The 24,613-nt window shown below is 45.2% G+C and carries 21 protein-coding genes; 9 read left to right on the forward strand and 12 right to left on the reverse strand.

Annotated features, from left to right (window positions below; genetic code table 11):
- Positions 1–47: 47 nt before the first annotated feature.
- Positions 48–2,720 (forward strand): ABC transporter substrate-binding protein, encoded by a 2,673-nt coding sequence (locus AC08OG_RS13520; RefSeq protein ID WP_292356448.1) that lies wholly within the window; start codon positions 48–50, stop codon positions 2,718–2,720.
- Here AC08OG_RS13520 and AC08OG_RS13525 read toward each other — a convergent pair.
- Together AC08OG_RS13525 and xseA are read right to left on the reverse strand one after the other, a co-directional pair.
- On the reverse strand, positions 2,714–3,550 hold the full coding sequence (locus AC08OG_RS13525) for a peptidoglycan DD-metalloendopeptidase family protein (protein WP_292411644.1): 837 nt from the start codon (positions 3,548–3,550) through the stop codon (positions 2,714–2,716). The two genes, AC08OG_RS13520 and AC08OG_RS13525, sit on opposite strands and share 7 nt — an antisense overlap.
- Positions 3,547–5,049 carry an exodeoxyribonuclease VII large subunit gene (xseA, locus tag AC08OG_RS13530; RefSeq protein ID WP_292356451.1) on the reverse strand — a complete coding sequence of 501 codons (1,503 nt, stop codon included), beginning with the start codon at positions 5,047–5,049 and terminating at the stop codon, positions 3,547–3,549. Before xseA ends, AC08OG_RS13525 begins: the two co-directional genes overlap by 4 nt.
- A 62-nt stretch (positions 5,050–5,111) precedes the next feature.
- Between xseA and guaB the strand changes: the two genes are divergently transcribed.
- The 5 genes from guaB to AC08OG_RS13555 all read left to right on the forward strand — a co-directional run bounded on the left by guaB (position 5,112) and on the right by AC08OG_RS13555 (position 9,933).
- Positions 5,112–6,575 carry an IMP dehydrogenase gene (guaB, locus tag AC08OG_RS13535; protein ID WP_292356453.1) on the forward strand — a complete coding sequence of 488 codons (1,464 nt, stop codon included), beginning with the start codon at positions 5,112–5,114 and terminating at the stop codon, positions 6,573–6,575.
- A 64-nt stretch (positions 6,576–6,639) separates the two neighbouring features.
- On the forward strand, positions 6,640–8,217 hold the full coding sequence (gene guaA / locus AC08OG_RS13540; protein ID WP_292356454.1) for a glutamine-hydrolyzing GMP synthase: 1,578 nt from the start codon (positions 6,640–6,642) through the stop codon (positions 8,215–8,217).
- A complete protein-coding gene (locus AC08OG_RS13545) occupies positions 8,208–8,483 on the forward strand; it encodes an acylphosphatase (protein ID WP_292356456.1) in 276 nt (91 codons plus the stop codon). The genes guaA and AC08OG_RS13545 overlap by 10 nt, the downstream gene beginning before the upstream one ends.
- Before the next feature lie 26 nt (positions 8,484–8,509).
- Entirely contained in the window at positions 8,510–8,941 is a 432-nt protein-coding gene (locus AC08OG_RS13550; protein ID WP_292356457.1) for a DUF6524 family protein, read from the forward strand.
- Between the two features lie 125 nt (positions 8,942–9,066).
- Complete coding sequence (locus AC08OG_RS13555; RefSeq protein ID WP_292356459.1) at positions 9,067–9,933, forward strand: SdiA-regulated domain-containing protein; 867 nt, start codon at positions 9,067–9,069, stop codon at positions 9,931–9,933.
- 58 nt (positions 9,934–9,991) lie between these two features.
- Here the strand turns inward: AC08OG_RS13555 and gnd are convergent, their stop codons facing one another.
- The 9 genes from gnd to AC08OG_RS13600 form a co-directional block, all read right to left on the reverse strand.
- Complete coding sequence (gene gnd, locus AC08OG_RS13560; protein WP_292356461.1) at positions 9,992–11,458, reverse strand: decarboxylating NADP(+)-dependent phosphogluconate dehydrogenase; 1,467 nt, start codon at positions 11,456–11,458, stop codon at positions 9,992–9,994.
- Positions 11,455–12,411, reverse strand: a complete 957-nt coding sequence (locus AC08OG_RS13565; RefSeq protein ID WP_292356462.1) for a hypothetical protein — start codon at positions 12,409–12,411, stop codon at positions 11,455–11,457. The genes gnd and AC08OG_RS13565 overlap by 4 nt, the downstream gene beginning before the upstream one ends.
- A 45-nt stretch (positions 12,412–12,456) precedes the next feature.
- Positions 12,457–13,164, reverse strand: coding sequence for a peptidase (locus tag AC08OG_RS13570; protein WP_292356464.1), 708 nt, complete (start codon positions 13,162–13,164; stop codon positions 12,457–12,459).
- Positions 13,165–13,397: 233 nt separating this feature from the next.
- Positions 13,398–13,616 carry a hypothetical protein gene (locus tag AC08OG_RS13575; RefSeq protein WP_292356465.1) on the reverse strand — a complete coding sequence of 73 codons (219 nt, stop codon included), beginning with the start codon at positions 13,614–13,616 and terminating at the stop codon, positions 13,398–13,400.
- 31 nt (positions 13,617–13,647) lie between these two features.
- Positions 13,648–13,914 carry a hypothetical protein gene (locus AC08OG_RS13580; protein WP_292356467.1) on the reverse strand — a complete coding sequence of 89 codons (267 nt, stop codon included), beginning with the start codon at positions 13,912–13,914 and terminating at the stop codon, positions 13,648–13,650.
- A 2-nt stretch (positions 13,915–13,916) separates the two neighbouring features.
- Positions 13,917–14,102 carry a hypothetical protein gene (locus AC08OG_RS13585; protein ID WP_292356469.1) on the reverse strand — a complete coding sequence of 62 codons (186 nt, stop codon included), beginning with the start codon at positions 14,100–14,102 and terminating at the stop codon, positions 13,917–13,919.
- A gap of 108 nt (positions 14,103–14,210) precedes the next feature.
- Complete coding sequence (locus AC08OG_RS13590) at positions 14,211–14,726, reverse strand: Slp family lipoprotein (RefSeq protein ID WP_292356471.1); 516 nt, start codon at positions 14,724–14,726, stop codon at positions 14,211–14,213.
- A gap of 82 nt (positions 14,727–14,808) precedes the next feature.
- Positions 14,809–15,717, reverse strand: coding sequence for a ribosome biogenesis GTPase YlqF (ylqF, locus tag AC08OG_RS13595; protein WP_292356473.1), 909 nt, complete (start codon positions 15,715–15,717; stop codon positions 14,809–14,811).
- Positions 15,718–15,768: 51 nt separating this feature from the next.
- Entirely contained in the window at positions 15,769–18,924 is a 3,156-nt protein-coding gene (locus tag AC08OG_RS13600) for an HD domain-containing phosphohydrolase (protein ID WP_292356475.1), read from the reverse strand.
- 325 nt (positions 18,925–19,249) lie between these two features.
- Between AC08OG_RS13600 and AC08OG_RS13605 the strand changes: the two genes are divergently transcribed.
- From AC08OG_RS13605 to AC08OG_RS13615, 3 genes are read left to right on the forward strand one after another with little or no spacing between them, the layout of a single operon-like run.
- The gene (locus AC08OG_RS13605; RefSeq protein WP_292356477.1) at positions 19,250–19,639 is read left to right on the forward strand and encodes a YbaN family protein; all 390 of its coding nucleotides are present in this window, start codon (positions 19,250–19,252) and stop codon (positions 19,637–19,639) included.
- Positions 19,629–20,294 carry a nitroreductase gene (locus tag AC08OG_RS13610; protein WP_292356479.1) on the forward strand — a complete coding sequence of 222 codons (666 nt, stop codon included), beginning with the start codon at positions 19,629–19,631 and terminating at the stop codon, positions 20,292–20,294. Before AC08OG_RS13605 ends, AC08OG_RS13610 begins: the two co-directional genes overlap by 11 nt.
- Before the next feature lie 15 nt (positions 20,295–20,309).
- Complete coding sequence (locus AC08OG_RS13615) at positions 20,310–20,657, forward strand: HopJ type III effector protein (protein WP_292356481.1); 348 nt, start codon at positions 20,310–20,312, stop codon at positions 20,655–20,657.
- A gap of 58 nt (positions 20,658–20,715) precedes the next feature.
- Here the strand turns inward: AC08OG_RS13615 and AC08OG_RS13620 are convergent, their stop codons facing one another.
- The gene (locus AC08OG_RS13620) at positions 20,716–24,573 is read right to left on the reverse strand and encodes a DUF3683 domain-containing protein (protein WP_292356482.1); all 3,858 of its coding nucleotides are present in this window, start codon (positions 24,571–24,573) and stop codon (positions 20,716–20,718) included.
- Positions 24,574–24,613: the final 40 nt, after the last annotated feature.

A 24,613-nucleotide genomic window follows, 5' to 3' on the forward strand; every position in this document is an offset into this window, starting at 1 on the left:
CGCTTCTGTTGGAGTAAGATGAATTGAACTCTGTTTGAGTACTTTTTATGTGTCGATTGATTGCGCTTGCCCTGTTGTTAATTACCAGCTCATCCCTAGCTGAAGAGGCAAGTCAAAAACTCACCCCTGTCTCAATCAAACTTCACTGGCAGCATCAATTTCAATTTGCGGGTATCTACGCTGCAAAAGAACAAGGCTATTATCAGGATGCCGGGCTGGCAGTAACCATACTTACCGGGCAAAAAGCACCTTTCAACGATGTGGAAGCCGGCAATGTTGAATTTGGAATTTCCGGTGCTGGATTGGTGGTAGAAAGACTTAAAGGGCGCCCTTTTGTAGCGCTCGCGGCGATTTTTCAAAGCAGTCCCTATACCTGGTTGGTCAGAGCAGACTCATCGATAACACAACCCACTGATTTTGTCGGTAAAACAGTCACTCGTCAGTCTTATGCTGATGATTTATCTGCCATGTTGCTACGATTTGGGATAGATCCTTCACAGCTCAATATTGTCGATCCCTCGCCCGAGGATATTGATAATTTAATTGACGGAAAAGTAGATGCGCTGACCGCATATATTTCCAATGAACCCTTCCAGATGTTAAGTCGCGGCGTGGATTATCGGACATTGTCACCCCATGAATACAACATCAACTTTTACAGCGATATCATCTTTACCTCTGAACGTTATTTAAAACGTCAGCCAGGAGATGTAGAAGCCTTTCACAGTGCAACCTTGCGTGGTTGGCAATATGCTCTGGAACACCCTTATGAAATGGTTGATCTGATTTTAAAAAACTACAACACGCAAAATAAAACGCGTGCACATCTGGAATTTGAAGCTGAAAAGCTTAGTGAGCTCAGTTTGTACCCTACAGTTTCACTGGGCCATATGACGATTGAGCGTTGGCAAAAAATTGCTGAACATTATCAGCATTTAGGCTTGGTTAATGATGACCAGGCGCTTAACGGCTTTATCTATGACACAACGCCAGGTGTGTCCATCTGGTTTAAATGGCTGGTGGTTTCACTTGGCATATTAGCCTTGTTAACAATGATTGGCTATTTCATCAAACGCCATCATGCCAAAATACTCAGTAACCAGATTGCGATACAAACAGCAGCGCTGGAAGCAGAACTGAAAAAAGGTAAGGCACTTGAGCAGAGAGCTAAACGTGAAAGTGATCGTTTACAAACCTTGCTTAACCATACCCTTGAAGGCGTTATTACCATTGATGAAACGGGCATTATCCAGAATTTTAATGTCGCTTCAGTTCGCCTGTTCGGTTATCAGCCAGAAGAAATTATCGGGCAGAATATTACCCAGCTGATGCCAGCCCAGCATCGTAAAAATCACGAACATGGGATGTCGCGATTCCTCATTAGTGAGCAATCCACCATAATTGGCCAGCCAGTTGAGTTGGAAGCATTACACAAAAGTGGGCAAATCATTCCCATCGAACTGACGCTGAGCGCATTTCAATGGGAAGGCCATTATTTTTTTACGGGTATCGTCCGAGATATTTCTCTTCAAAAAGCTGAACATCTGGCATTAATCGCTGCCAAGGAAGAAGCTGAAAAAGCCAACCAGGCAAAATCGGAATTCCTGTCGGCAATGAGCCATGAATTACGCACGCCTTTAAATGCGATTCTGGGGTTTGCCCAGTTACTGCAAAGTGACAATGATGCGCCACTCACAGAAACCCAGCAAGATAGTTTAAAGCTCATCATTCACAGTGGTGAGCACTTGCTCAAGTTAATTAATGATGTGCTGGAGCTGGCTAAAATTGAGACGGGTTCAGTGGACGTATCGATTGAGCCGGTGAATGTCAGTGTCGCAATTAATCATTGTTTGCCCATGCTGAAAAACCTGGCGGCTCGCTATCGTGTGATCATTCATACTGATGACATTCCTGAACAGCTGGTACTCGCTGATTTAACAAAACTCAAACAGGTGCTGATAAATCTGGTCAGTAATGCCATCAAATATAATCGCCCTGATGGCAAAGTTATTATTAGCGGTGAGGTAATTGATTCCACTAAGCGCTTGCGTATCACTATTCAGGATACAGGCATGGGAATTCCACGGGATAAGCAGGCCTATCTGTTTACGGCATTTGATCGTCTGGGTCAGGAAAACTCGGACATTGAAGGAACCGGAGTCGGATTGATTGTGACCAAGAGACTGATAAAAGCCATGGACGGGCATATTGGTTTTGAAAGCACAGAAAATCAAGGCACTCGATTCTGGGTAGAGTTACCCATAACAGACAACAATAACCAGAATGATGAAGTGCATCAGCAGGCTGAATCAATTAAAGCCGAAAATCCATTTAACTCCTCTGCTTCGACTCTCATTCTGCATATAGAAGATAATCCGGCCAATATCAAATTGATGGAAGCATTTTTTGATCGTCTGCCCCAATACACGTTGCATATTTGCAAAACAGCTGAGGCAGGACTGGACTGGCTGGAAAGTAATATGCCAGCCGTGATATTGATGGATATCAATCTCCCCGGAATCAGCGGCTTACAGGCTACCGAGCAGATCATGGCTAATCCGAAACTCCGGCACATTCCGGTGATCGCGGTTACCGCTGCCGCCATGCCTTATGATTTGCAGCAGGCAGAAGGCCTGTTTACTGCCTATCTCACCAAACCGGTTAATTTTATTCTGCTGACGGAATTATTAAATAAATACAGTAAGCCAGAGGTTTATTGAACTGAAGGATAACCTTCCCGCTCTGGAAAAAATAACAAGGGCTCAACACGGGCATTATTCAAACTCACACCAAGGTGCAGGTGTGGACCGGTAACACGGCCAGTGGCGCCAACCGTGCCGATAATCTCGCCCTGTTGAATTTTTTGTCCTGCTTTGACATCAATCCGATCCAGATGACAAAACATGGTCACGAGACCCTGACCATGGTCAATCATTACTGTATTGCCATTGAAAAAGTAATCGTCGGTATCCGTCACTATTCCGTTGGCCGGTGCCATAATTTCAGTACCTGTTGCCGCTGCAATATCAATACCGCTGTGTGGATTACGCTCTTCGCCATTAAACACACGACGACGGCCAAATAAACCACTGACCCTTCCTTCAATGGGCCAGACAAAATTAAACGGCACATTGTCGCTGGCACGCCAATGACGTAAGGCTTTATTTATTTTGGCTGTTTCGGCTTCGATGCGCTCCATATCTTCCGCATAGGGATTGACCTTACGATCGTCAGGAACATTTATCCGTTGAGTGGGATAAGCTTTATCTTTGACCTCAAACATAATGCTGCTTAACGCACCCTGACTTTCCACCAGAATTTTGTGATTCCCCGACTCGGCTGCCAGCGGAATGCCAACTACAGCCTGCCATTGTGAATCTTGTTTTACCACTAGCACCTGTTGTTTTTGATAGGTCACCTCAGGTGCTACATTTCCCTCGATTTCCAAAGGCAAAATGACGACACCACCTGGTACTGGTAATTGTTGTGGTAAAGCCCAGGCAGGTGAACAGACTAATAGAACCAGCCAATAGCACAATCTATACATCATTTCTTACGACGAACTTCACAGTCCAATTGACCTTCAAATAAACGAATTTGCAGGGATTGTCCGATTGTTACTTCATCAGATCGGTAAATAACATTACCAGTCTGTGAATCACTGGTGATGCTGTAACCGCGCTCCAGTGTGTTGAGAGGGCTAACCACCGATAAGGTACGCATCAACTGGGCCAGCTGCTTTTTTTGATCGGTGATTTGTTGACCGGTCAAACGGTTTAATTGTGAAGAGAGTGCCTCTACATGCTGCTGCTGTTGCTTCAAACGGGAGACCGGTAACAATCGCTTTAAGCGATCATTCAGATTCTGGCTTTGTAACCTGAATTGTTGCTGCTGTACCGAAAAGGCTTTTTCAAACCGCTGTGTTAAATCCTGCAGTCGGGTTTGTCGCCAGCTGATTCGCAACTTTGGATGAGGCAATCTTACTGACAGATAATCAAGTTGTTGTTGCTTGCCTTGTAACCGCCGCTGGATACTGTAATCAAGTTGCGTTTGCAGACGTTTTAACTGTTGCTGCTGGAGTTTAATTTGTTGCTGCGGGCGGGGCAGACGTTGAGACAGATGCCGAATATGCCGTTGTTCATTGGCAAGTTTTTGCTGAATACGACTGCCCAGATTTTGCAACAAACCGCGAAGATTTAAGGCTAATTGGCGCGCTTCAGGTACCGCCAGTTCAGCCGCAGCCGAAGGCGTTGGAGCCCTGACATCTGCAACAAAATCGGCAATGGTAAAATCAATTTCATGGCCTACCGCGCTGATGGTCGGTATCTGACAGGCAAACAAAGCTCTGGCAACCAACTCATCATTGAAGCTCCACAGATCTTCCAGTGAGCCACCACCCCGCCCTACTATCAGCAAATCACATTCCTGTCGCTGATCAGCAGTTTGAATAGCATTAGCAATCTGCCGTGGCGCTGTTTCACCTTGTACGGCAACGGGATACAGAATCACTTTGATTGCCGGAAAACGCCGTTTCAAAACATGCAAAATATCGTGAACCGCTGCTCCATCCGGTGAAGACACAATACCGATGGTTTGCGGCAACGACGGTAACGGTTTTTTATGAGCGGTATCGAATAAACCTTCCTGACCCAGTCGGGCTTTTAATGCTTCATAAGCGCGTTGCAATGCGCCGCTACCCGCTTCTTCCATATGCTCAACAACCAGCTGAAATTCGCCACGACCTTCATAAAGGGTGACTTTGACGCGCAGTAATACCTGCATGCCATTTTCCGGTGTAAAGCGTAATTGTTGATTGCGTCCACGAAACATTGCACAGCGTACTTGCGCAGCTGAGTCTTTTAACGTGAAATAAATGTGCCCTGACGCCGGCATTGCCAAATTGGAGATTTCCCCTTCCACCCACAAAAGCGGAAACGAACCATCCAGCATCAGCCGGACTTCTCTGACCAATCGCGAAACCGGATATACATCCTTGACAGCACGGGCAGCGAGTTTTACTTGCGAATCCGATGTCATAAGTGATGCCATAAACCACTAAGTTCCTGATATAATTTATCGATCATATTACAGTAAATTCGGGAACCCGCCTCATGAGAATTGCGCAAGAAGCCCTGACATTTGATGACGTTTTATTACTCCCCGCCTATTCAAATGTTCTGCCGCGTGATGTCAGTTTGTCAACTCAATTGACACGTGATATCACCATTAATATTCCACTGCTTTCTTCTGCCATGGACACCGTCACTGAAAGCCGGTTGGCGATCACTATGGCACAGGAAGGTGGTCTGGGTATTTTGCATAAAAATATGACCATCGAACAACAGGCAGATGAAGTTCGCAAAGTGAAAAAATTTGAAAGCGGTGTGGTACGGGATCCCATTACCGTTAGTCCTAATACCTCTATTGGCGCTGTCGTTGAACTTACTCGTGCTCATAATATCTCCGGCGTCCCGGTTGTCGATGGCGATGATTTGGTGGGCATCGTGACCAGCCGTGATTTACGTTTTGAAAAACATTTTGATAGTCCAGTCTCATCGATCATGACCGGCAAAGATAAATTGGTCACTGTAGGCGAAAATGCCACCCGTGAAGAGGTGCTGCATTTATTGCATACCAACCGCATTGAAAAAGTCCTGGTTGTCGATGATAACTTCCACTTGCAGGGCATGATCACAGTAAAAGATATTCAAAAACAAACGGATAACCCACTGGCATCAAAAGATGCACAGGAGCGTTTACGGGTTGGTGCTGCGGTAGGAATTGGTTCCGAGAGTGAAGCGCGCGTGGATGCTCTGGTAGCTGCTGGAGTGGATGTGATTGTTGTTGATACGGCACACGGCCACTCTCAAGGCGTTTTGGATCAGGTGCGTTGGGTCAAAAAACACTATCCTCAAGTTCAAGTCATCGGCGGTAATATCGCGACTGCTGCTGCAGCCAAAGCTTTAGTTGAAGCCGGTGCAGATGCGGTAAAAGTCGGTATCGGTCCCGGCTCTATCTGTACCACACGTATCGTCGCCGGTGTAGGTGTACCACAAATCAGCGCTATCAGTAATGTCGCGGCAGCACTGGCTGGAACCGGTATACCCTTAATTGCTGATGGTGGCGTACGCTATTCGGGTGATATTGCCAAAGCCATTGTAGCCGGCGCACATGCCATTATGATTGGTGGAATGTTTGCCGGTACAGAAGAAGCTCCTGGCGAAGTGGAATTATTCCAAGGTCGTGCTTATAAATCGTATCGTGGTATGGGATCCATGGGTGCCATGCAACAGAAGCAAGGATCCAGTGATCGTTACTTCCAAGAGTCTAGTGAACCTGACAAACTTGTTCCGGAAGGCATTGAAGGTCGAGTGCCCTTCAAAGGGAATCTGAGTCCGGTTATCCATCAGTTGATGGGCGGTGTTCGGGCTTCCATGGGCTATACCGGTAGCCGTACTATTGAAGAAATGCGGACCAAACCTGAGTTTGTTCGTGTGACTTCTGCTGGTATGAATGAAAGCCATGTCCATGACGTGACTATTACCAAAGAAGCACCGAATTACCGGGTTAATTAATTTTTGAATAATGCCGGCTTCTCCCCGGAAGCCGGTATTTTTTATCTGACTGTAAGAGAGATTCATGAGCAGCCATATTCACGACCACCGCATTCTAATCCTTGATTTCGGGTCACAATATACCCAACTTATTGCCCGCCGAGTGCGCGAAGCCGGTGTGTATTGTGAGTTACGCAACCCGGATATCAGCGAAGCAGAAATTCGTGAATTTGCTCCAAAAGGTATCATTCTTTCCGGCGGCCCTGATTCAACGATTGGTGAGTCTGCACCAGCTGCACCACACTGCGTATTTGAAATGAATGTGCCCGTGCTGGGTATCTGCTACGGCATGCAAACCATGGCCACACAACTTGGGGGCAAGGTCGAATCGTCATCTCACCGGGAATTTGGCTACGCTAAAATTCGTGCTCATGGTCATTCTGCGTTTTTGAAAGATATTGAAGACCATACAACCCCAGAAGGCTTTGGCATGCTGGATGTATGGATGAGTCATGGTGATCGGGTCAGCCAGTTGCCAGAGGGATTTAAAGTCATTGCCAGCACTGACAGTGCGCCCATTGCTGGTATGGCAGATGAAGAACGACAGTTCTACGGCGTCCAGTTCCATCCTGAAGTCACCCACACCACTCAGGGACAACGGATGATTTCACGTTTTATCAGCGAAATCTGTGGTTGTGAAACCTTATGGACCTCCGCCAATATTATTGAAGACAGCATTGAAACCATCCGCCAGCAAGTTGGCAAAGATGAAGTATTGCTGGGTTTATCAGGTGGTGTTGATTCCTCGGTAGTGGCAGCTTTACTGCACCGTGCAATTGGCGATCAGCTGATTTGTGTGTTTGTAAATAATGGCCTGTTGCGTGAAAACGAAGGCGACCAGGTGATGGCGATGTTTGCCAAACATATGGGCATCAGAGTGATTCGCGTCGATGCTGAAGATCGTTTTCTCTCTGCATTGGCCGGTGAAAATGATCCGGAAGCCAAACGTAAAATCATTGGCCGTGAGTTTGTTGAAGTATTTGATGAAGAAGCTTCCAAACTGACAAATGTGCAATGGCTGGCTCAAGGCACTATATATCCTGATGTAATCGAATCTGCTGCTTCTAAAACCGGTAAAGCCCATGTGATTAAAACGCATCACAATGTCGGCGGCTTACCGGAGCACATGAAACTCAAATTAATTGAGCCTTTACGCGAATTGTTTAAAGATGAAGTGCGTAAACTGGGCGTTGAATTAGGCTTGCCAAGCGATATGGTCTATCGCCACCCATTCCCTGGCCCAGGCCTTGGCGTACGTATTCTGGGCGAAGTCAGAAAAGAATATGCCGACTTATTGCGTAAAGCCGATAACATCTTTATCGAAGAACTGCGCGCGCATGATTTGTATGATAAAACCAGCCAGGCGTTTGCAGTATTTTTACCCGTTAAATCAGTTGGTGTAATGGGTGATGGTCGTCGCTATGACTATGTAGTTGCATTGCGTGCAGTCGAAACCATTGATTTTATGACCGCTCGCTGGGCACACCTGCCTTATGAGTTTCTGGATCTGGTGTCACGTCGGATTATTAATGAAATCAATGGTATCTCAAGAGTAGTCTACGATATCTCTGGTAAACCACCTGCTACTATCGAATGGGAATAAAGCGGTATCACTTTGTAATTGAAGGTCGCGTGCAAGGTGTCAGCTATCGTATGTCAGCACAAATCGCAGCGCAGAAAATAGGCGTAACAGGCTGGGTGCGAAATCTGCGCAGTGGGCAGGTTGAGATGGTCGCAGAAGGTGAACCCGCTCAACTGGAACAATTACTCGAATGGGCCTGGCAAGGACCGAATTTTGCACAGGTCACTGATATCAGCCTGGAAAAACTAACCGCTACTGGCGAATTTAGCCTGTTTGAGATTCGTTAGTCCAATAAATATTTAAGGAGACGGTCATGGCACAACGTTTTAATAGTAAAGGCTTTTTATTACGTTTGTTGTTTGCCGTTTTGCTGGTATTTATCAGTTATAACCCGAGTGGTTATAGCTATTATCATTGGGCCAATGACGCTCTGTTTGGTAACGCTGGTATGAATATTACCCCACCATTTGCCATGGCCACCGTTATTATCCTGATTGGCTGGACGGTTTATCTCAGAGCAACATTCCGATCATTAGGTGGATTTGGTCTTATCCTCGCGTTTGCCTTTTTTGCCATTATTATCTGGTGGTTATTTGATTTAGGTATTCTGGAATTCCTTCATCATGCCGCTTTTACCTATATCATTTTATTTCTTATCGCTACTGTGCTCGCAGTGGGAATGTCATGGTCGCACATACGGCGTCGCTTATCAGGTCAAGCCGATATGGATGATGTCGATGAGTAAGCCATAAAAATTTTCCTGATCCAACACTAATTTTCAGTTTGAATTAAGCCTCGAGGATTATCGTTCTTCTTTAAGTCATATCAATGTCTGGCATTGGTAGAGTAACCAAGTTGAAGGATAAACGCATGGCTCTTTTCTCGGATAAAACCCGATCGAGATTACTACTTATTGTATTACTGCTCAGCACGATTTTAAGTGGCTGCCTCTGGTTCAGCACCGTGAGTTCTGCCACAACTAAAACCAGTGAAGTCTGGGATCTTAATCACTATCTGCTCAGTAAAACGCTGATGATTGATGGTATAGAAGATAACTTATCAGGCATAACCTATCATCCTGATTCTGGAAATCTTTATGGCATTATTAATAATCCTGAGCAGATCGTTGTCATCAGTAAAAATGGTCAATTGCTGAGAAAAATTGATTTAATAGGTTTTTCTGATACTGAAAGTATTGATTATGTAGAAGGCAATCGATTTATTATCAGCGAAGAGCGGCAGCAGACCATTAGCTTTGTTGACATACTCGATACAACGACAGAAGTTCACTATTCTGATGTCAAAACCCTTGCCCTGCTTCCCCCTGAAAAAAATAATAAAGGCATTGAGGGGATTGCCTTTTCACCGCGACACGGCGTGTTTTTTGTGCAAGAGATGCCGGCCCGGATAATGCATTTTGCATTGGAAAATGATGAGCAGACCAAGCAGTTTGATGTAATGAAAAACCTGCGTCTGGAGGTCGATGACTTCTCGGGTCTTACCTTGTTGCAGGGCCCGGAAGAAAGATTACTGGTTTTAAGTGATGACTCACACAGCCTGCACGTAATTGATTTGTCGGGAGAGGAAATATCACGAATCAGATTAGGCAGTGGTCCTTATCGTCTTTGGCCTAAAATGAGCCAGCCTGAAGGGGTTACAACCGATGCTGAGGGTAATATCTATGTTGTTGGCGAACCTAACCAGTTTATGGTGCTGAGAAGAACGACACCATTGTAAATTTTGGACATTAAAAAGGGCGGTTTCCCGCCCTCTTCAGTGTTTCATTTACCTTGATTTACGCTTCATAGGTTGATGCTGAAACATTACCGCCTCTGCCGGTCCAGTTGGTATGGAAATATTCACCGCGAGGCTTATCCAGCCGTTCATAGGTGTGGGCACCAAAATAATCCCGCTGGGCCTGCAATAAATTGGCAGGTAAGCGTTCACTGCGATAACCATCATAGAAAGATAATGCACTGCTGAATGCAGGTACCGGAACCCCAAGACTGATGGCACAGCCTACGGCTTTACGCCAACCCGGTAAGGCCTCAGTAATAGCATCAATGAAGAAATCATCCAGTAACAGATTTCCCAGTTGGGGATTCCGCTCAAAAGCATCGCGAATATTGCCCAGGAAGCGACTGCGAATAATACAGCCGCCTCTCCACATCAACGCAATACCACCATAATTGAGCTCCCAGCCATAGGTTTTGGCTGCTTCACGCATTAGCATGTAACCTTGGGCGTAGGAAATAATTTTTGAAGCATATAAGGCATCACGAATTGCGTTAACCATTTCAGCTTTATCGCCGGAAAATTCACCTGCTTCTGCAGGCAAAACACTAGAGGCCGTCACCCGTTCATCTTTCAGAGCAGATAAACAGCGGGAAAATACGGCCTCTCCAATCAGCGTTAATGGAATGCCTAACTCCAGTGCATTGATACCAGTCCATTTACCCGTTCCTTTTTGACCGGCAGTATCCAGAATATGATCAATCAGCAAACTGCCATCAGGTTCTTTCACCGCCAGGATATCGCGGGTAATCTCGATCAGATAGGAGTCCAAAACCCCTTCGTTCCATTCAGCAAATACCTGCTGAATTTCATCACCGGACATGCCCAGGCCTTCGCGCATCATTTGATACGCTTCACAAATCAGTTGCATATCACCGTACTCAATGCCGTTATGCACCATTTTTACATAATGGCCAGCGCCGTCATTACCGACCCAGTCACAGCAGGCTTCCCCATCAACCTGTGCAGCAATGGCCTGAAAAATGGGTTTAATCGCAGGCCATGCGGCATTATTACCACCAGGCATTAGAGAAGGTCCGAAACGTGCGCCTTCCTCACCACCTGAAACACCGCTGCCGACAAACAGAATGCCTTTTTTATGCAGTTCATGGGTACGTCTGTCACTGTCATTAAACAGTGAGTTACCGCCATCAATAATGATGTCACCTTTATCCAGATAGGTAACCAGTTGCTCAATAAAAGAATCAACCACGGGACCCGCTTTCACCATCAACATGACCCGACGAGGCATTTGCAGGCTTTCGACAAATTTTTTCAGATCATGGCAACCGATAATATTGGTATCTTTTGCTGGCCCCTCCAGAAACTCATCGACTTTGGAGGTGGTCCGGTTATAAACCGCTACCTTAAAGCCTTTGTCATTCATGTTGAGCACCAGGTTCTGTCCCATCACGGCTAAACCTACTACGCCTATATCTGCTTTTGTATTTTGAATAAGTTCACTCATTTTTGTTCAATCACCTTTATATATTCGCCTCGGGCTTCTCGTGTAGAACCGACCACAATTCGGCAGGTTCCGGAAGCATCACATTCCAATGCACCGCAAACCTCAATGAATTCTCCTTTTTCCACTTGTCCAACATAGGTATGGGTAAAGGAAATAATTTCAGGAGTCAGTGCATTATCCACTCGGTATCGTGCAGGGAAATCAAATGCACGACTGTCATCGGTCACCCGACATTGGATGGTTTTAATGCCTTGTTTGAGGAAATGCCGATGTTCGATATCAAGCTCATCTGATAGACAGACCATTCCTATATCGAATTTACTGCCATCAATCATCGCTTTATTGCATTTCCGGTATTCATGCCAGCTAAAGGTGTCAAAATCCAGCTCACTATCCCGTCGCTGATAGTTTTCCTGCATTTGAGTTATATCCAGCTTCTGAAGCAGATTATCTGCAATTGCTTTTTTAACGGCAGAGCGACATTGATGAAACGCCTCACGTCCGTATATGACCAGATCAATATCGGATGTCGCTTTTTGCTGATTAATCAGCATTGATCCGGTGAGCCCCATGGCATCAATATCCACTGAATATTGCTGCAAAATGGCTATCAATTTATGTAGTTTATGCTGCAGCGGATCTTCAGCTGGTTGTTTAAGTAATTGCTGCAATCGTTGCTCGGGACGGTGATGATGAATAATGCTGTTCACCGGAACCGCATGAAAGGCTGCATCAAACTGGCTGGAATAAAATAAAAACTCTGGATGATGGCGTTCCAGTAAACGGTTAGCCTGTTCAGTATCCACTTTATGCCAACCATGTTGATCCTGCACATAACGTAAAAAGCAGCCCACTTTCTGATCATGTGAGTGATAGCTGACTACGGCAAATATCAATCCATCTTCAGTTTCAATGAAGTCTTTGGGCAGAAACGGAAACCCTGTCTGTCTCAAAAACCTACCTCCCGAAATAAATTTTATAGTGGCATAACCGCGCCATTATGACTTGTCTGTTAATCCAAACATGCCGCGTAATGCAAGAACCATTATCAACAGTAATAATGCATCAATCAGCCAACGCCCCTGTTCACCAAAAAAACGCCCGTTACAGATACCTTCAAGTAGTGTTGTCAGCTTGATGTTATGAGCTTCAAGTTGCTGCCTAAGTTCATTTTTAGTGGATTCCGGGATAGGGATGGATTCGCTCCATGAAACTCCCTGCAACGATATCAATTGCCAATCATCCAGAATCGAATTCCCTTGCCACATCCCACTTCGGGTTTGCAGCACCGGAAGACCATGATGTAAGCCAATATTCTGGATCTCGGCCGGTATAAGTTCTGCAGCCCCAAGTGTGCCGATATACCCGCCTTCGGTATCAAACAGAATCAGATTGTCATCTGTTGCCAGAACAATGAGATCCTCCAGTAAAATACCACCTAACAATGGACGGTTAAGAAGCAGTTTAGGTTCGGCATTCACATAAAGTTGTGACTCGATTTCCATAAACAGCTGTTCAGCCAGACGCCATCCATGTTCTACCGGCACATCCGTCCGTTGATAATGTTCAAGCAACCAGGGATTGGTCAGTTTGTATTGGTCCAGCTTGAGATCTCGTGCATGGTTCAGCAGCAAAGTACAGGTCAGCCAAATAAGCATCAGCACAGAAATGATCACAATCGCTGTGACTTTTATCCCTTTCAGCATTTACCTAGTCCCAAATAATTTTTTCAGTGCAGCTACAAGCATAGCTGAAAACAGCAGCAGAATTTTATCTTGCCATAAATTTCAGACAAAAAAAGGGAGCAGAGCTCCCTTTTTTCACTGACCACCAGCATTTTAACGAAAGAACTGTAGGGTCTGTTGACCTTAGGCTCTAAAGATAAAGAGACCCTTCGTCAGATTTGGTGTTGATCAAGAATAATCGTGTGAAAGGTGTATTACATCATTATCCGCATATCGGCCTGATGTATTTCACGTTGGCGCATATGAAACAATGCTTTGCTGATATCAATCGCATAAGTCGCAAAATGCTGCTCCGTCATGCGAATGGTGATAGCCCCCATATTGACGTGCACCATCTGACAATCAGGGCAAAATTGGATATCACAGGTACTGGAAGAAAAGACGTTTTCCGGCTGGCAGGTATTTGAAGCCATGATTAAAGATCCTTATTTTAAATTTGAAGATTCAGAGACTTTCCAACATATCGGGTAATCCACGCTGTTGGCCTCGATGAAGTTGATAACTGAGTAACCAGCGCTGCGATAAGGCTCGCCAGTGCTGTTTCTTTAAAGGGTGCTCGTTATGGGTTAGTAATAACCGATAATTTCTTGAAATCTGTAACGCAATACATGCTGAAGCGTGTTGGCGGTACATCAATTCCAATTGTTCATTGGCGGCTAAAATGACAGCTTCGCACCAGGTTTCTGCTCTCTCTGCTCTGTTTACATTCATGATTAACTCAATCTGTGAGCTGCCGCTGCCAGCAGCATGCTCCACACTGTTCGTTTGGATTTTTTATCCAGACAGTTAAAGTCAGCGGCATGTAGTTTGCCCTGACAGATTAATGCTTCTAGTCGATCAGGACTAAACGCCACATGTATTGCTTTTTGTTTCGGAAAATAATTTTTTGATGACTGCATCTCGTATACCTCAGCAATATTGATAAGGTTAAACGCAGTATAAGGACTGATTAATCTAAATGCAAATAATTATTATTTAGATTAATAAAGTGGTGCGAGTAGTCGTTTTTATGGAGAGTAGGAGCCTGTTCCATAATAGCCATAGCCTAAAAATGGCGCATCATGCTTTGGATTATAGGGCCGTGAGGACTCAGGATCTTTTTGTGGCCACACGTGACTTTCCTCGAGTGTAATCAACGGTAGCGATAACATTTTTTGATCGACTTTTTGCAGTTGTAGTGAGTTAACGGTACCGATAAAAGTAGCCAGTTTCTCTGGGGAATAAATCATTGGATCGAGAAAACTTTCACTGCGAACAATAAACCGGCCAGCACTTTTTTCGGTTGAGATGGGAACGCCATACCGCGTCAATGGAAACTGCACGATGGTCAATTCAGAAAAATTCTCATAATTCGCTACGTGAGCAATCATTCCACCCCAGCGTACTGTTTGCTGCTCATAGGATTCAAAATTCTGCAGCACCTCTTCATAAGGGATGTCATTATGAGATTTTGCGTATATCGAGGGTTGTGTCGCCGCACAGCCTGCCAGCAAAAACATTAGTAATACCGTTAAGATTCGCATAACAAATTCTCCACAACCGTTACTCAACAGACAGTTTCAGACCACAGATGTTACAGAAATAAATTTATTCTGTTGAAGAGGATCATCGCTTATTTTTACGTGCAGCTTTTTTGGCCGCTTTTTCTTCACGTCTCTGTATTACCTGCAACCACTCACGTTCAGTCATCTCGGGTGTTTCCAGCGTCAGCCTACCAAGTTGACCATTGCGTAATTCAGTCAGCAGAATTTTACTGATCCGCTCAATATCGGCCACGCCACCGGCTTTAATACAACCACGCTTCTGGGCCATTTTTTCCAACATCGTTTGCTCATGGTCAGTGATGCCATCGACATGAAATCGACTTAACAAAGCTTGAGGATATTGCTGCATAAGATACTTGACGGCGTATAAGGCAATATCATGATTCTCAAAAGCAGTTTCTTTAATGGCATGGGTAATGGCCAAACGATACCCACTGTCATGATTTTCCACATTAGGCCATAACACTCCCGGCGTATCATGTAATACCACCACATCATCAACGATAATGCGTTGCTGAACCTTGGTCACTGCAGGTTCATTACCCGTTTTGGCAATCTGTCGCCCGGCCAGTGCATTTATCAATGTCGATTTACCAACATTGGGAATACCCATTATCAGTGCCTGAATTTTTTTCACACTGCTGGCTTTATGCGGTACCAGTTTTTGGCACATCGCAATTAATTCTTTGCCACGCGTTGTCTCATTGGCAGACAGAACCAGTGTTTTGATTCCCTGCTCCTGCTCAAGATATTGTTGCCAGATTTCAGTCAGTTGCGGATCAGCCAGATCGGCCTTGTTCAGCACCTTAAGGCAGGGCTTATCACCTCGAATAGCCGCCAGCATGGGATTGGAACTGCTGTACGGAAGTCGGGCATCCAGCACTTCGATAATCAAATCCATCTGCGGCAGGATTTTTTTCATCTCCAGCCCGGCTTTATGCATATGTCCGGGAAACCACTGAATCGCCATTAAAAACTCACTACAAACACCAGAATTGGTTTATCCATTATACCGCCTAAGCTAAATATAACGTTCTTCTTCTCTCAGAAACTTGTTGATATCAACTTCATCAATTTGTTCTTGTGCCATAAACTTTTCAGCGTAGTGTTTGTAAACCCCACTGGTGAGGAATAATTCAAACACATCCCTATCCATCAACTCCTGCTCAACCAGCTGATGCAAAATGAAAATTGCCACGCTCAAGGTTTTGGCTTTTTTATACGGGCGATCTGCTGCCGTCAGGGCTTCAAAAACATTGGCCAGCATAATGATGCGTTCAGGCACCGATAAATCATCAGCAGTGAGCCCCCGCGGATAGCCAGTACCATTCATTGTTTCCAAATGAGTTGTTGCATAACGTGGGATATTTGAAAGCTCATCAGGATACGGCAGGGATTCAAGCATTTTGATAGTGGTCAGAATGTGTTCATTGATTCTGAAACGCTCTTCCTTAGTCAGGGTGCCGGATTCAATGGTCAGGTTGTACAGTTCACCATGATTAAAACCGTATTCCGGTTGGTTGAGATTCTCCCCTGCCCGGGCATCCTCAGCTGCTTTCTGATTGCGAGGAATAATATGTTCCGCTTTATCTGCCAGCAACTGTTCAGTGACCGGAAGAGTCGTTGTCGCATCAGTCTGCTGATCCAGCTCAACGGGAGATAGCCCTAATTGATCATCAAAATGTCGTTCCCAAGTGATTTTTGCCAGTCGTTTCAATCGTTCATTGGTATTCTGATCCATAAATTCTGTACCAATATTGCATTGAGCAATAAAAGCAAAATCATCTTTTAGCTGCAGTTGCTTTACCTTTAAAGCTTCTTCATTCATTGCACGATTTTCGGGCCGTTGCAGGGTTTGTTGCCAGAACTCTATTTCGGCATCACGCCATAACACCTCAAAGCGCATACGGATCTCATGAATCCGGTTATAGAGCATTTCCAGTTTGGTACGTTTATCAACCAGATATTCCGGCGTGGTGATTTTTCCAAAGCTATGTAACCAGGCTGCCAAACGGAATTCCCGCTGCTTGTCTTCATCATCCAACTTGAAATATTTAAAAATCTGCTCGTTTGATTTATCCGCTTCGTTTGCCAATAACATCGACAACTCGGGTACCAGCACACAATGATGTGTTGGATAAGATGATTTTGCATCAATCGCATGGGCTACTGATGCAATCAACGAATCGGTCCATTGCTGTTGTGCTTGTTGATAAGCTCGACTTGTCTGTGACAGTTCAAGTAATTTTTCGCTTAACGCACTGAATTCCAATAAGTGATGAGATGGAACGTCTACCGCAGAAAATTGACGCTGTTGAATATGCTCAATATTTAGCTGAAGTTTTTTCACGGCAGATAATATTAGCGAGGCAAACCACCAACTGAACGGCAATAGGAATAACAACATCAAGCCGGCAACCAGCATGGCATTTTGAGTTTTGCTCCACACCTGACTCATCACAGTATTCTGCGGTGACATGATGGTGAGGTACTGGGGTTCAACATCATTGATGGCTATAGCCTGATGATAGACATAATAATCCTGCTCATTAAGTCTTATCGATTGAAGTTTATCGGAAACCTGTAGCGCATCATTTTTAAAGCGCTCCAGACGAAATGCCTGGGGGTTACCGTCGGTATCTATGGAATTAAACCATTTATCAACTAAGGCCTGATGATGACTATCCGATAAATTTTCCAGTGCCCGGTTAAGAACGTCAGTAAGCCCCGTATTTTGTCGATTCACCATAAAATGTAGCCCGGTTGGCAATTCTGCTGGCGAGAAATCTACCCCCTGATGCACCGTTATTTCATCGGAATATTCCTGGGCAGTGATATATTGCAACGTAATTGCCGTATCCATTCCGGCATCAGCCTCCCCGCTGATAACGGCTTCAAAAACTTCACGAGTCGTTTCCACTTCAATAATGTTGATATCTGGAAACTCAGCTTGCAACCTGCCGGTTAAGGACCAGCCCTCAGGGATGGCAACCGTTTTACCGTTCAGCTCTGTAATACGTGTAACAGGCGACTCGGAAGAGGTGATAATGCCGTAAGGAACATCGACAAACGGAATGGTCATTTCACCCATAAAGTTACGAAACTCACTGTAAAAAACCGGCTGCATGATTTCCAGCTCACCATCAACAAACTGTGTGGCCAACTGTTGCCAATTGTCTCCAGTAATAAACTGCATTTCCAACCCGCTCATCCGTGAAATGTAATTCAGCACATCTACGGCATACCCCATGGGAACACCGTTACTGGAAAAATTTAATGGCGGCCAGTCTTTCTCACTACTCACCCGTACTATCGGGTTTTCTTCAATGATTGCCAGTTGCTCGTTGGTCAGTTCCAGTCTTGGCGCTTCTGGCAATGAGGTTATCTGTTCTGCAGGTTGGTTGGAGGCAATAACTCCACCGGTTTGTGGATAGAAAAATATTTCCGTTTCATTGTCTCGATGACGGTTTTCCAGCAAAGTAGACAATCCTGTCAATTCTACGGTGATCGATAAAACGGCATCACTGTCTGGCAATTTGACTGAGTAGGTTTGTGCTGGAGAATGCATTTCGGCGAGCAGATAGGATTGAGTTTTGCTCACTTCATCGACGGTAGCCTCTGAAAACCAGGAATGGGTAGTGATATCAAAATCACTTTGATGCTGCCAGGCATGACGAAGGGTAAAATTACGATCATAATATTCAAGGCGTCGATGTTGCTGACCATCTTCATTGAAAATTTTGATTAACAGCCAACGATCTGCCTCCTCTGCACGCAAATGCTGGCGCAGGGCTGGCGTGGCCTGTAAGTTGATGAGTTGTTCTACCTCACCATTTTGTTGACCAAGATAAACCGATTGAAATAACGGATTACGTTGCATAACGGCAACCAACAACTGACCGACTTCACCATTTATCTGTGGATTTTCGAGCAATCTGGGTAACTGTTTTAGTTCATTTATTTCATTCGTGGCACGATTATCAATGGATTCCAGATACTCATTCACACTGGCCTTTGTTTGCTGATAACGAGAATGCAGTGTTTTCTCTGCCAGGTTCTTATTGAAGTAATATTGCAATGCAATGATGACTACAGCGACCAGCAAGCTGGAAAGCATTAACCCTGCAACTACTGCGGTGCGGATTGGTAGCTGAAATGTTTTATTTTGCTGTTGCATGCTGACCCTCTTTGGCGATGTAGATCTTTATCTAAAAAGATAATTAATACCCCAAGCTTGTCACAACTGAGTCATGCTTTCTTAGAACAAGCTTTGGTTTTTCGACTTTTATGGCAATTGAAACCTCAGCATTAGTTGCCAGCACGTATAATCACGGTTTGATAATGACATTAAACATTTTAGCTGTCGCGAATGCCAACCCTTTGGGACTGTTTATCTTTAACAGCTGCCTTGTTGGACGATATGGGCCTCCAGCAGTAGTGATGCTGAAAAATAAACAAAACCTGGTAATAAACTCTGACATTCAGGTAACTTTTTTTTCAATATGAGAAAAAGAATCAAACATTTTTTAATTTTCAGCTTTGGCTGGTTATGCGTCATTTTAGGAATAATTGGCGCATTTTTGCCCGTAATGCCAACTACGCCGTTTATGATTCTCGCCTTGGGCTGTTTTGCCGAGACTTCACCACGGTTTCACGCCATGTTGCTGAATAACCGCTGGATAGGGGCCCCATTAAGACAATGGGATCAAACCAAAACAGTACGGCGCCGTACCAAAATCCAGGCACTTGTTATGCTGGTCATCGCCTTTGGCTTTTCAATCACGTTGTTATGGGGACATATTGAATTGCAATTGATGCTATTGGGCCTAGCGGCGGTAATGATAGGGTTTGTGCTGAGATTAAAAGAAGCAGAGCCCAAATATGAAGATTGATGAAGTAATTAAACAACGTCACTGCACCAGGGCATTTCTGGATAAAACGGTAAGCGATAAACTTATTCATGAAATACTCGATATCGCCCGTCATGCACCTTCAGGCGCCAATACCCAGCCCTGGCAGGTAGCAGTCGTGACCGGCAACACCAAACAACAACTCTCGGAGAGTCTGATTCACGCTTTCAGAGAAGGTCATGCGTCCAGACCAGACTATGCTTATTACCCCGAAACCTGGCAGTCGCCGTATATAGATCGTCGCCGTGCCTGTGGTTTACAGCTTTATCAGAGTTTGCAGATTGACCGCAAAGACAAACACGCCCAACGGAAACAATGGGAAGCCAATTATCGGGCGTTTGACGCACCAGTGATGATGCTATTTTTTATGGATGCAGAGATGCAGACCGGATCCTTTCTGGATTTGGGTATGTTTATACAAAATCTGATGCTGGTCGCGCAGAATAAAGGTCTGGCCACCTGTCCGCAGGCGGCTCTAGCGGAATACCCTGAAAATGTTAAAAAAATTCTGGAGTATCCTGCCGACACTATTCTGGTGTGCGGTATGGCAATAGGTTATGAAGATACTCATGCTGCGGTTAATAAATACCGCACTGCTCGTGAACCAGTGGCCGAATTTACCCGCTTTTTTTATTAATTTTGGAGTTTTACTATGGATTTAGCGACCTTTCTCAGCACGTTGACTGATAATCCGTCCGCAATTGATTTCGAAGATACCATTGCAGTGATTGATACCAATTATCAGTTCACCCCCACCGCATTTCATAACGGTGAGCTGCATAATGATGCTGGAGAGAATAATGGATCATGCAAAATTCTGTTTTTTGGTATTTTGCATGAATTGGGAGAGTCACAGACCTTAGCCTGTTTTGGGCGTTATTACCGAAGCGATGTTTTGCTGAATCCCAAAGGTGAAGACCATCAGAATATCCGTAACTTTCTGCGTTATGGCTGGGATCGTGTCAGTTTCAACGGTGAAGCGTTAACGCCTCTGCACTGATAGCCTTTCATAAAAAAATCCCGAACGCAGAATACTGCGTCCGGGATCATTCTATTTATTAGAGCAGTACCCGCTCAATACCACCGGCTTTCACATTATCAATAAACTGTGTATGCCACTGTTCACCTAGCACGTGTTTCGCCACTTCCACCACAATGTAATCGGTTTCAATACCGGTATCTTCGTTGTAGCGTGACAGCCCCTGCTGACAGGCTGGGCAGGACGTCAGCATTTTCACATTGCCTTTAACCGCTTTGTCCTGGCCAGTTAATTCTTGGATGCCCTTGGTGATCTCTTCTTCCTTACGGAACCGAACCTGCGTGGCAATATCAGGACGTGCAACGGCAAACGAACCTGCTTCACCACAGCAACGATCATTCAAGGTGACATCCTGACCCAACAGACTGGCGGCCACTGACGTTGGTTTATAGGTTTTCATCGGTGTATGGCAGGGATCGTGATACATATACTGAATACCGTCGACACCCTGCATTTTCACACCTTTTTCCATCAGGTACTCATGAATATCCAATAAACGGCAGCCCGGGAAAATCGCTTCAAATTCATATTTAAGTAACTGATCCATACAGGTTCCGCAAGACACGATAACGGTCTTGATATCCATATAGTTCAGCGTATTGGCGACGCGATGGAACAACACCCGGTTACTGGTTGAAATCGCCGTGGCCTTGTCATCATCACCGGTAGAAGCCTGAGGATAACCACAACATAAATAGCCTGGTGGTAGTACCGTTTCAGTACCTACTTCATATAACATCGCCAGAGTTGCCAGCCCTACCTGACTGAACAGACGCTCTGAGCCACAACCCGGAAAATAAAATACCGCATCGGAATCTTCGCTGACTTTGTTTGGATCCCGCAGAATCGGTACCATTTTGTCATCTTCCAGACCCAGCATGCCACGCGTGGTTCGCGTCGGCAGATTGCCCGGCATCGGTTTTTTAACAAAATGCACCACCTGTTCACGTAAGGGTGTTTTACCCGTCGTAGGTAATGGTGGCTTTTTCTTTTTGTTGGCCAGAAGCCCCAGATACTTAGCTGCCGAGTGCGCCAGGCGCTGGGCTTTGAACCCCATTTGAATCATGGTTTTATGCATGATTTTAACGGTAAAAGGATCCGTCGCATTCAGATAAGCCATCGAAGACCAGGTACCCAGATTCACATGGCGTTTACCTTGTTTCTTCAACACGGCACGCAGCTTCATTGACACGTCACCAAAGTCGATATTGACAGGACATGGATTCAGACAGCGATGACATACCGTGCAGTGATCGGCCACATCATTCATTTCTTCAAAATGTCGTACCGAAATACCGCGGCGGGTCTGTTCCTCATAGAGAAACGCTTCCATAATCAGACCGGTGCCCAGGATCTTGTCGCGTGGTGAATAATACAAATTGGCACGCGGCACATGGGTGGTACATTCCGGTTTACATTTACCGCAACGCAGACAGTCCTTGATATCGTTGTTAATCTCACCCAAATCACTGGCTTCAAGAATTAACGCTTCCTGTTGCAATAGTCTCAACGACGGTGTGTAAGCGTTTTCCAGGCCTGAACCCGCCAGCAATTTACCGGCATTGAAACGGCCCAACGGATCCACTTTCTGTTTATAACCGGCAAATGCATCAATGGTCGCTTTATCCAGATATTGCATCTTGGTCAAACCAATTCCATGCTCACCAGAGATAACCCCACCCAGATCACCCGCCAGCTTCATTACCCCATCAACGATCAGTTCTGCTTCATGCATCATCTGATAGTCGTTTGAGTTCACCGGAATATTGGTATGCACATTACCGTCACCGGCATGCATATGGGTCGCAACAAACAGTCGGCTTGAACGTAATTCTTTATGAATATCATCCAGCTTGGTACGCAACACTTCCAGAGATTGGCCCTGAAACAGTTCTTTCAGTGGTTTTTCCACCTCTTTACGATAAGAGATACGTAAATCCCGGCGTTGCAATACATTAAATAAGGTATCGGTATCAGCCAGCAACTTGAGCACTTCATCGGATAACAACTCTTTGTGATTCAATGCGACAGAATCAAGGTTATCCAGAACTTCCTGCCAGCGGGTCTGTACCACACGTAAATGACTGCAGGCAGTATCAACTTTCGATTGCAGAATGGCATCATTTTCAGCGCTGTCATCGAGTTTTTTAATGGTTTGTTTCAGCTCTTTAGGCTGACTGCTCAAAAACTGCAGCACCGCATCCACTATTCGCAGCTTATTTTTAGTAGAATGAATGATGTTAATTCGCTCAATACCGTCGTTATATTCAGACAGCCGCTCAAGCGGAATGACCACGTCTTCATTAATTTTGAACGCGTTAGTGTGTTTGGCAATGGCTGCAGTACGCGCACGATCAGCCCAGAAACGGGCCCGTGCCTCAGGACTTACCGCAACAAAGCCTTCTCCCTCACGGGCATTCGATAGACGCACAACCTCAGAACTGGCTTCGGCTACTGCATTTTCATCATCGCCGACAATATCGATCAGCAATACCATTTTCGGTAACTCTGAACGTGGTGCCTTAGTGCTGTAATCAACTGCTTTAACGTAGCGTTCGTCCAGATGCTCCATACCTGCGAGCAGCACTTTTTTGTTGTTATCAAGGAAGTTTTTGGTTTCCACAATCGCCGGTACAGCTTTGGTCAAATCGTTACCAAAGAATTCGAGACAAACAGTTCGAATAAATTGTGGCATACGGTGAAGGACAAACACCGCCGAGGTAATCAAGCCGTCGCAACCTTCTTTCTGAATGCCAGGTAAGCCACCCAAAAACTTGTTGGTTACATCTTTACCCAAGCCCAACTTGCGTAACTGCTGTGCAGGTATAGCAATCTCTTCAGGCGCTTCCAACAATGTTTTGCCATCTGGTTTATAACGACTGATTCTGAAAGTCGCCATCTCAATATCGTGGATTTTACCCATGTTGTGGTTTAGGCGTTCCACTTCCATCCAGGTCGCATCGGGCGTCACCATTCTCCAGGAAACCAGATTATCCAGTGCAGTTCCCCACATAACGGCTTTTTTACCACCGGCATTCATCGCCACATTACCGCCGATAGTCGAGGCATCCTGAGACGTCGGATCCACAGCAAAGACCAAACCATTTTTACCGGCAAGGTCAGACAATCGACGGGTCACAACACCGGCTTCGGCACGCACAGTAGCAACTTCATCATCACGTCCAGGAAGCTTGCGATAAACAACAGTCCCTAAGCCTTCCAGTTTTTCGGTATTGATAACGACACTATCCGCAGTCAAAGGAATCGCCCCACCGGTATAGCCGGTACCACCACCACGAGGAATGACAGTTAAACCCAACTCAATACTGGCAGCAATAATAGCGGCCATTTCTTCTTCGGTGTCCGGTTTGATAACGGCCAGCGGATATTCAACACGCCAGTCAGTGGCATCTGTCACATGTGACACACGCGATAATCCATCAAAGCAGATATTGTGTTTTTTGGTCACACGGCTAAGACGACGCATAACCACTTTGCGACGATCCGCCGTTGCCAGCAGTTCACGCTCAAACTTTTCTACTGCCTTGCGAGCTGCTTGCTCAAGCTGAAGTGCCAGTTGATTATCATTTTCTGTAGCACGTTCACGGATTTGATCCAGACGATGATGCAAAGCATGGCGCAGCGAGTCCCAGCGTTTGCGATTTTCAATCAAATCATCCTGTATATAAGGATTGCGGGTGATAACCCACATGTCACCCAAAACTTCAAACAGCATTTTTGCGCTGCGCCCAGTTTTGCGTTGTTCACGTAACTGTTGCAGAATTTCCCACATCGGTTCGCCCAGATAGCGGATGACAATTTCACGATCTGAGAAAGAAGTGTAGTTATATGGAATTTCTCTTATACGAGTTGACATAATGGGTCAGCTAATCCTGATTGAGAAGTAATATTCAATC

The sequence above is a fragment of the Methylophaga sp. F7 genome (assembly GCF_056863975.1).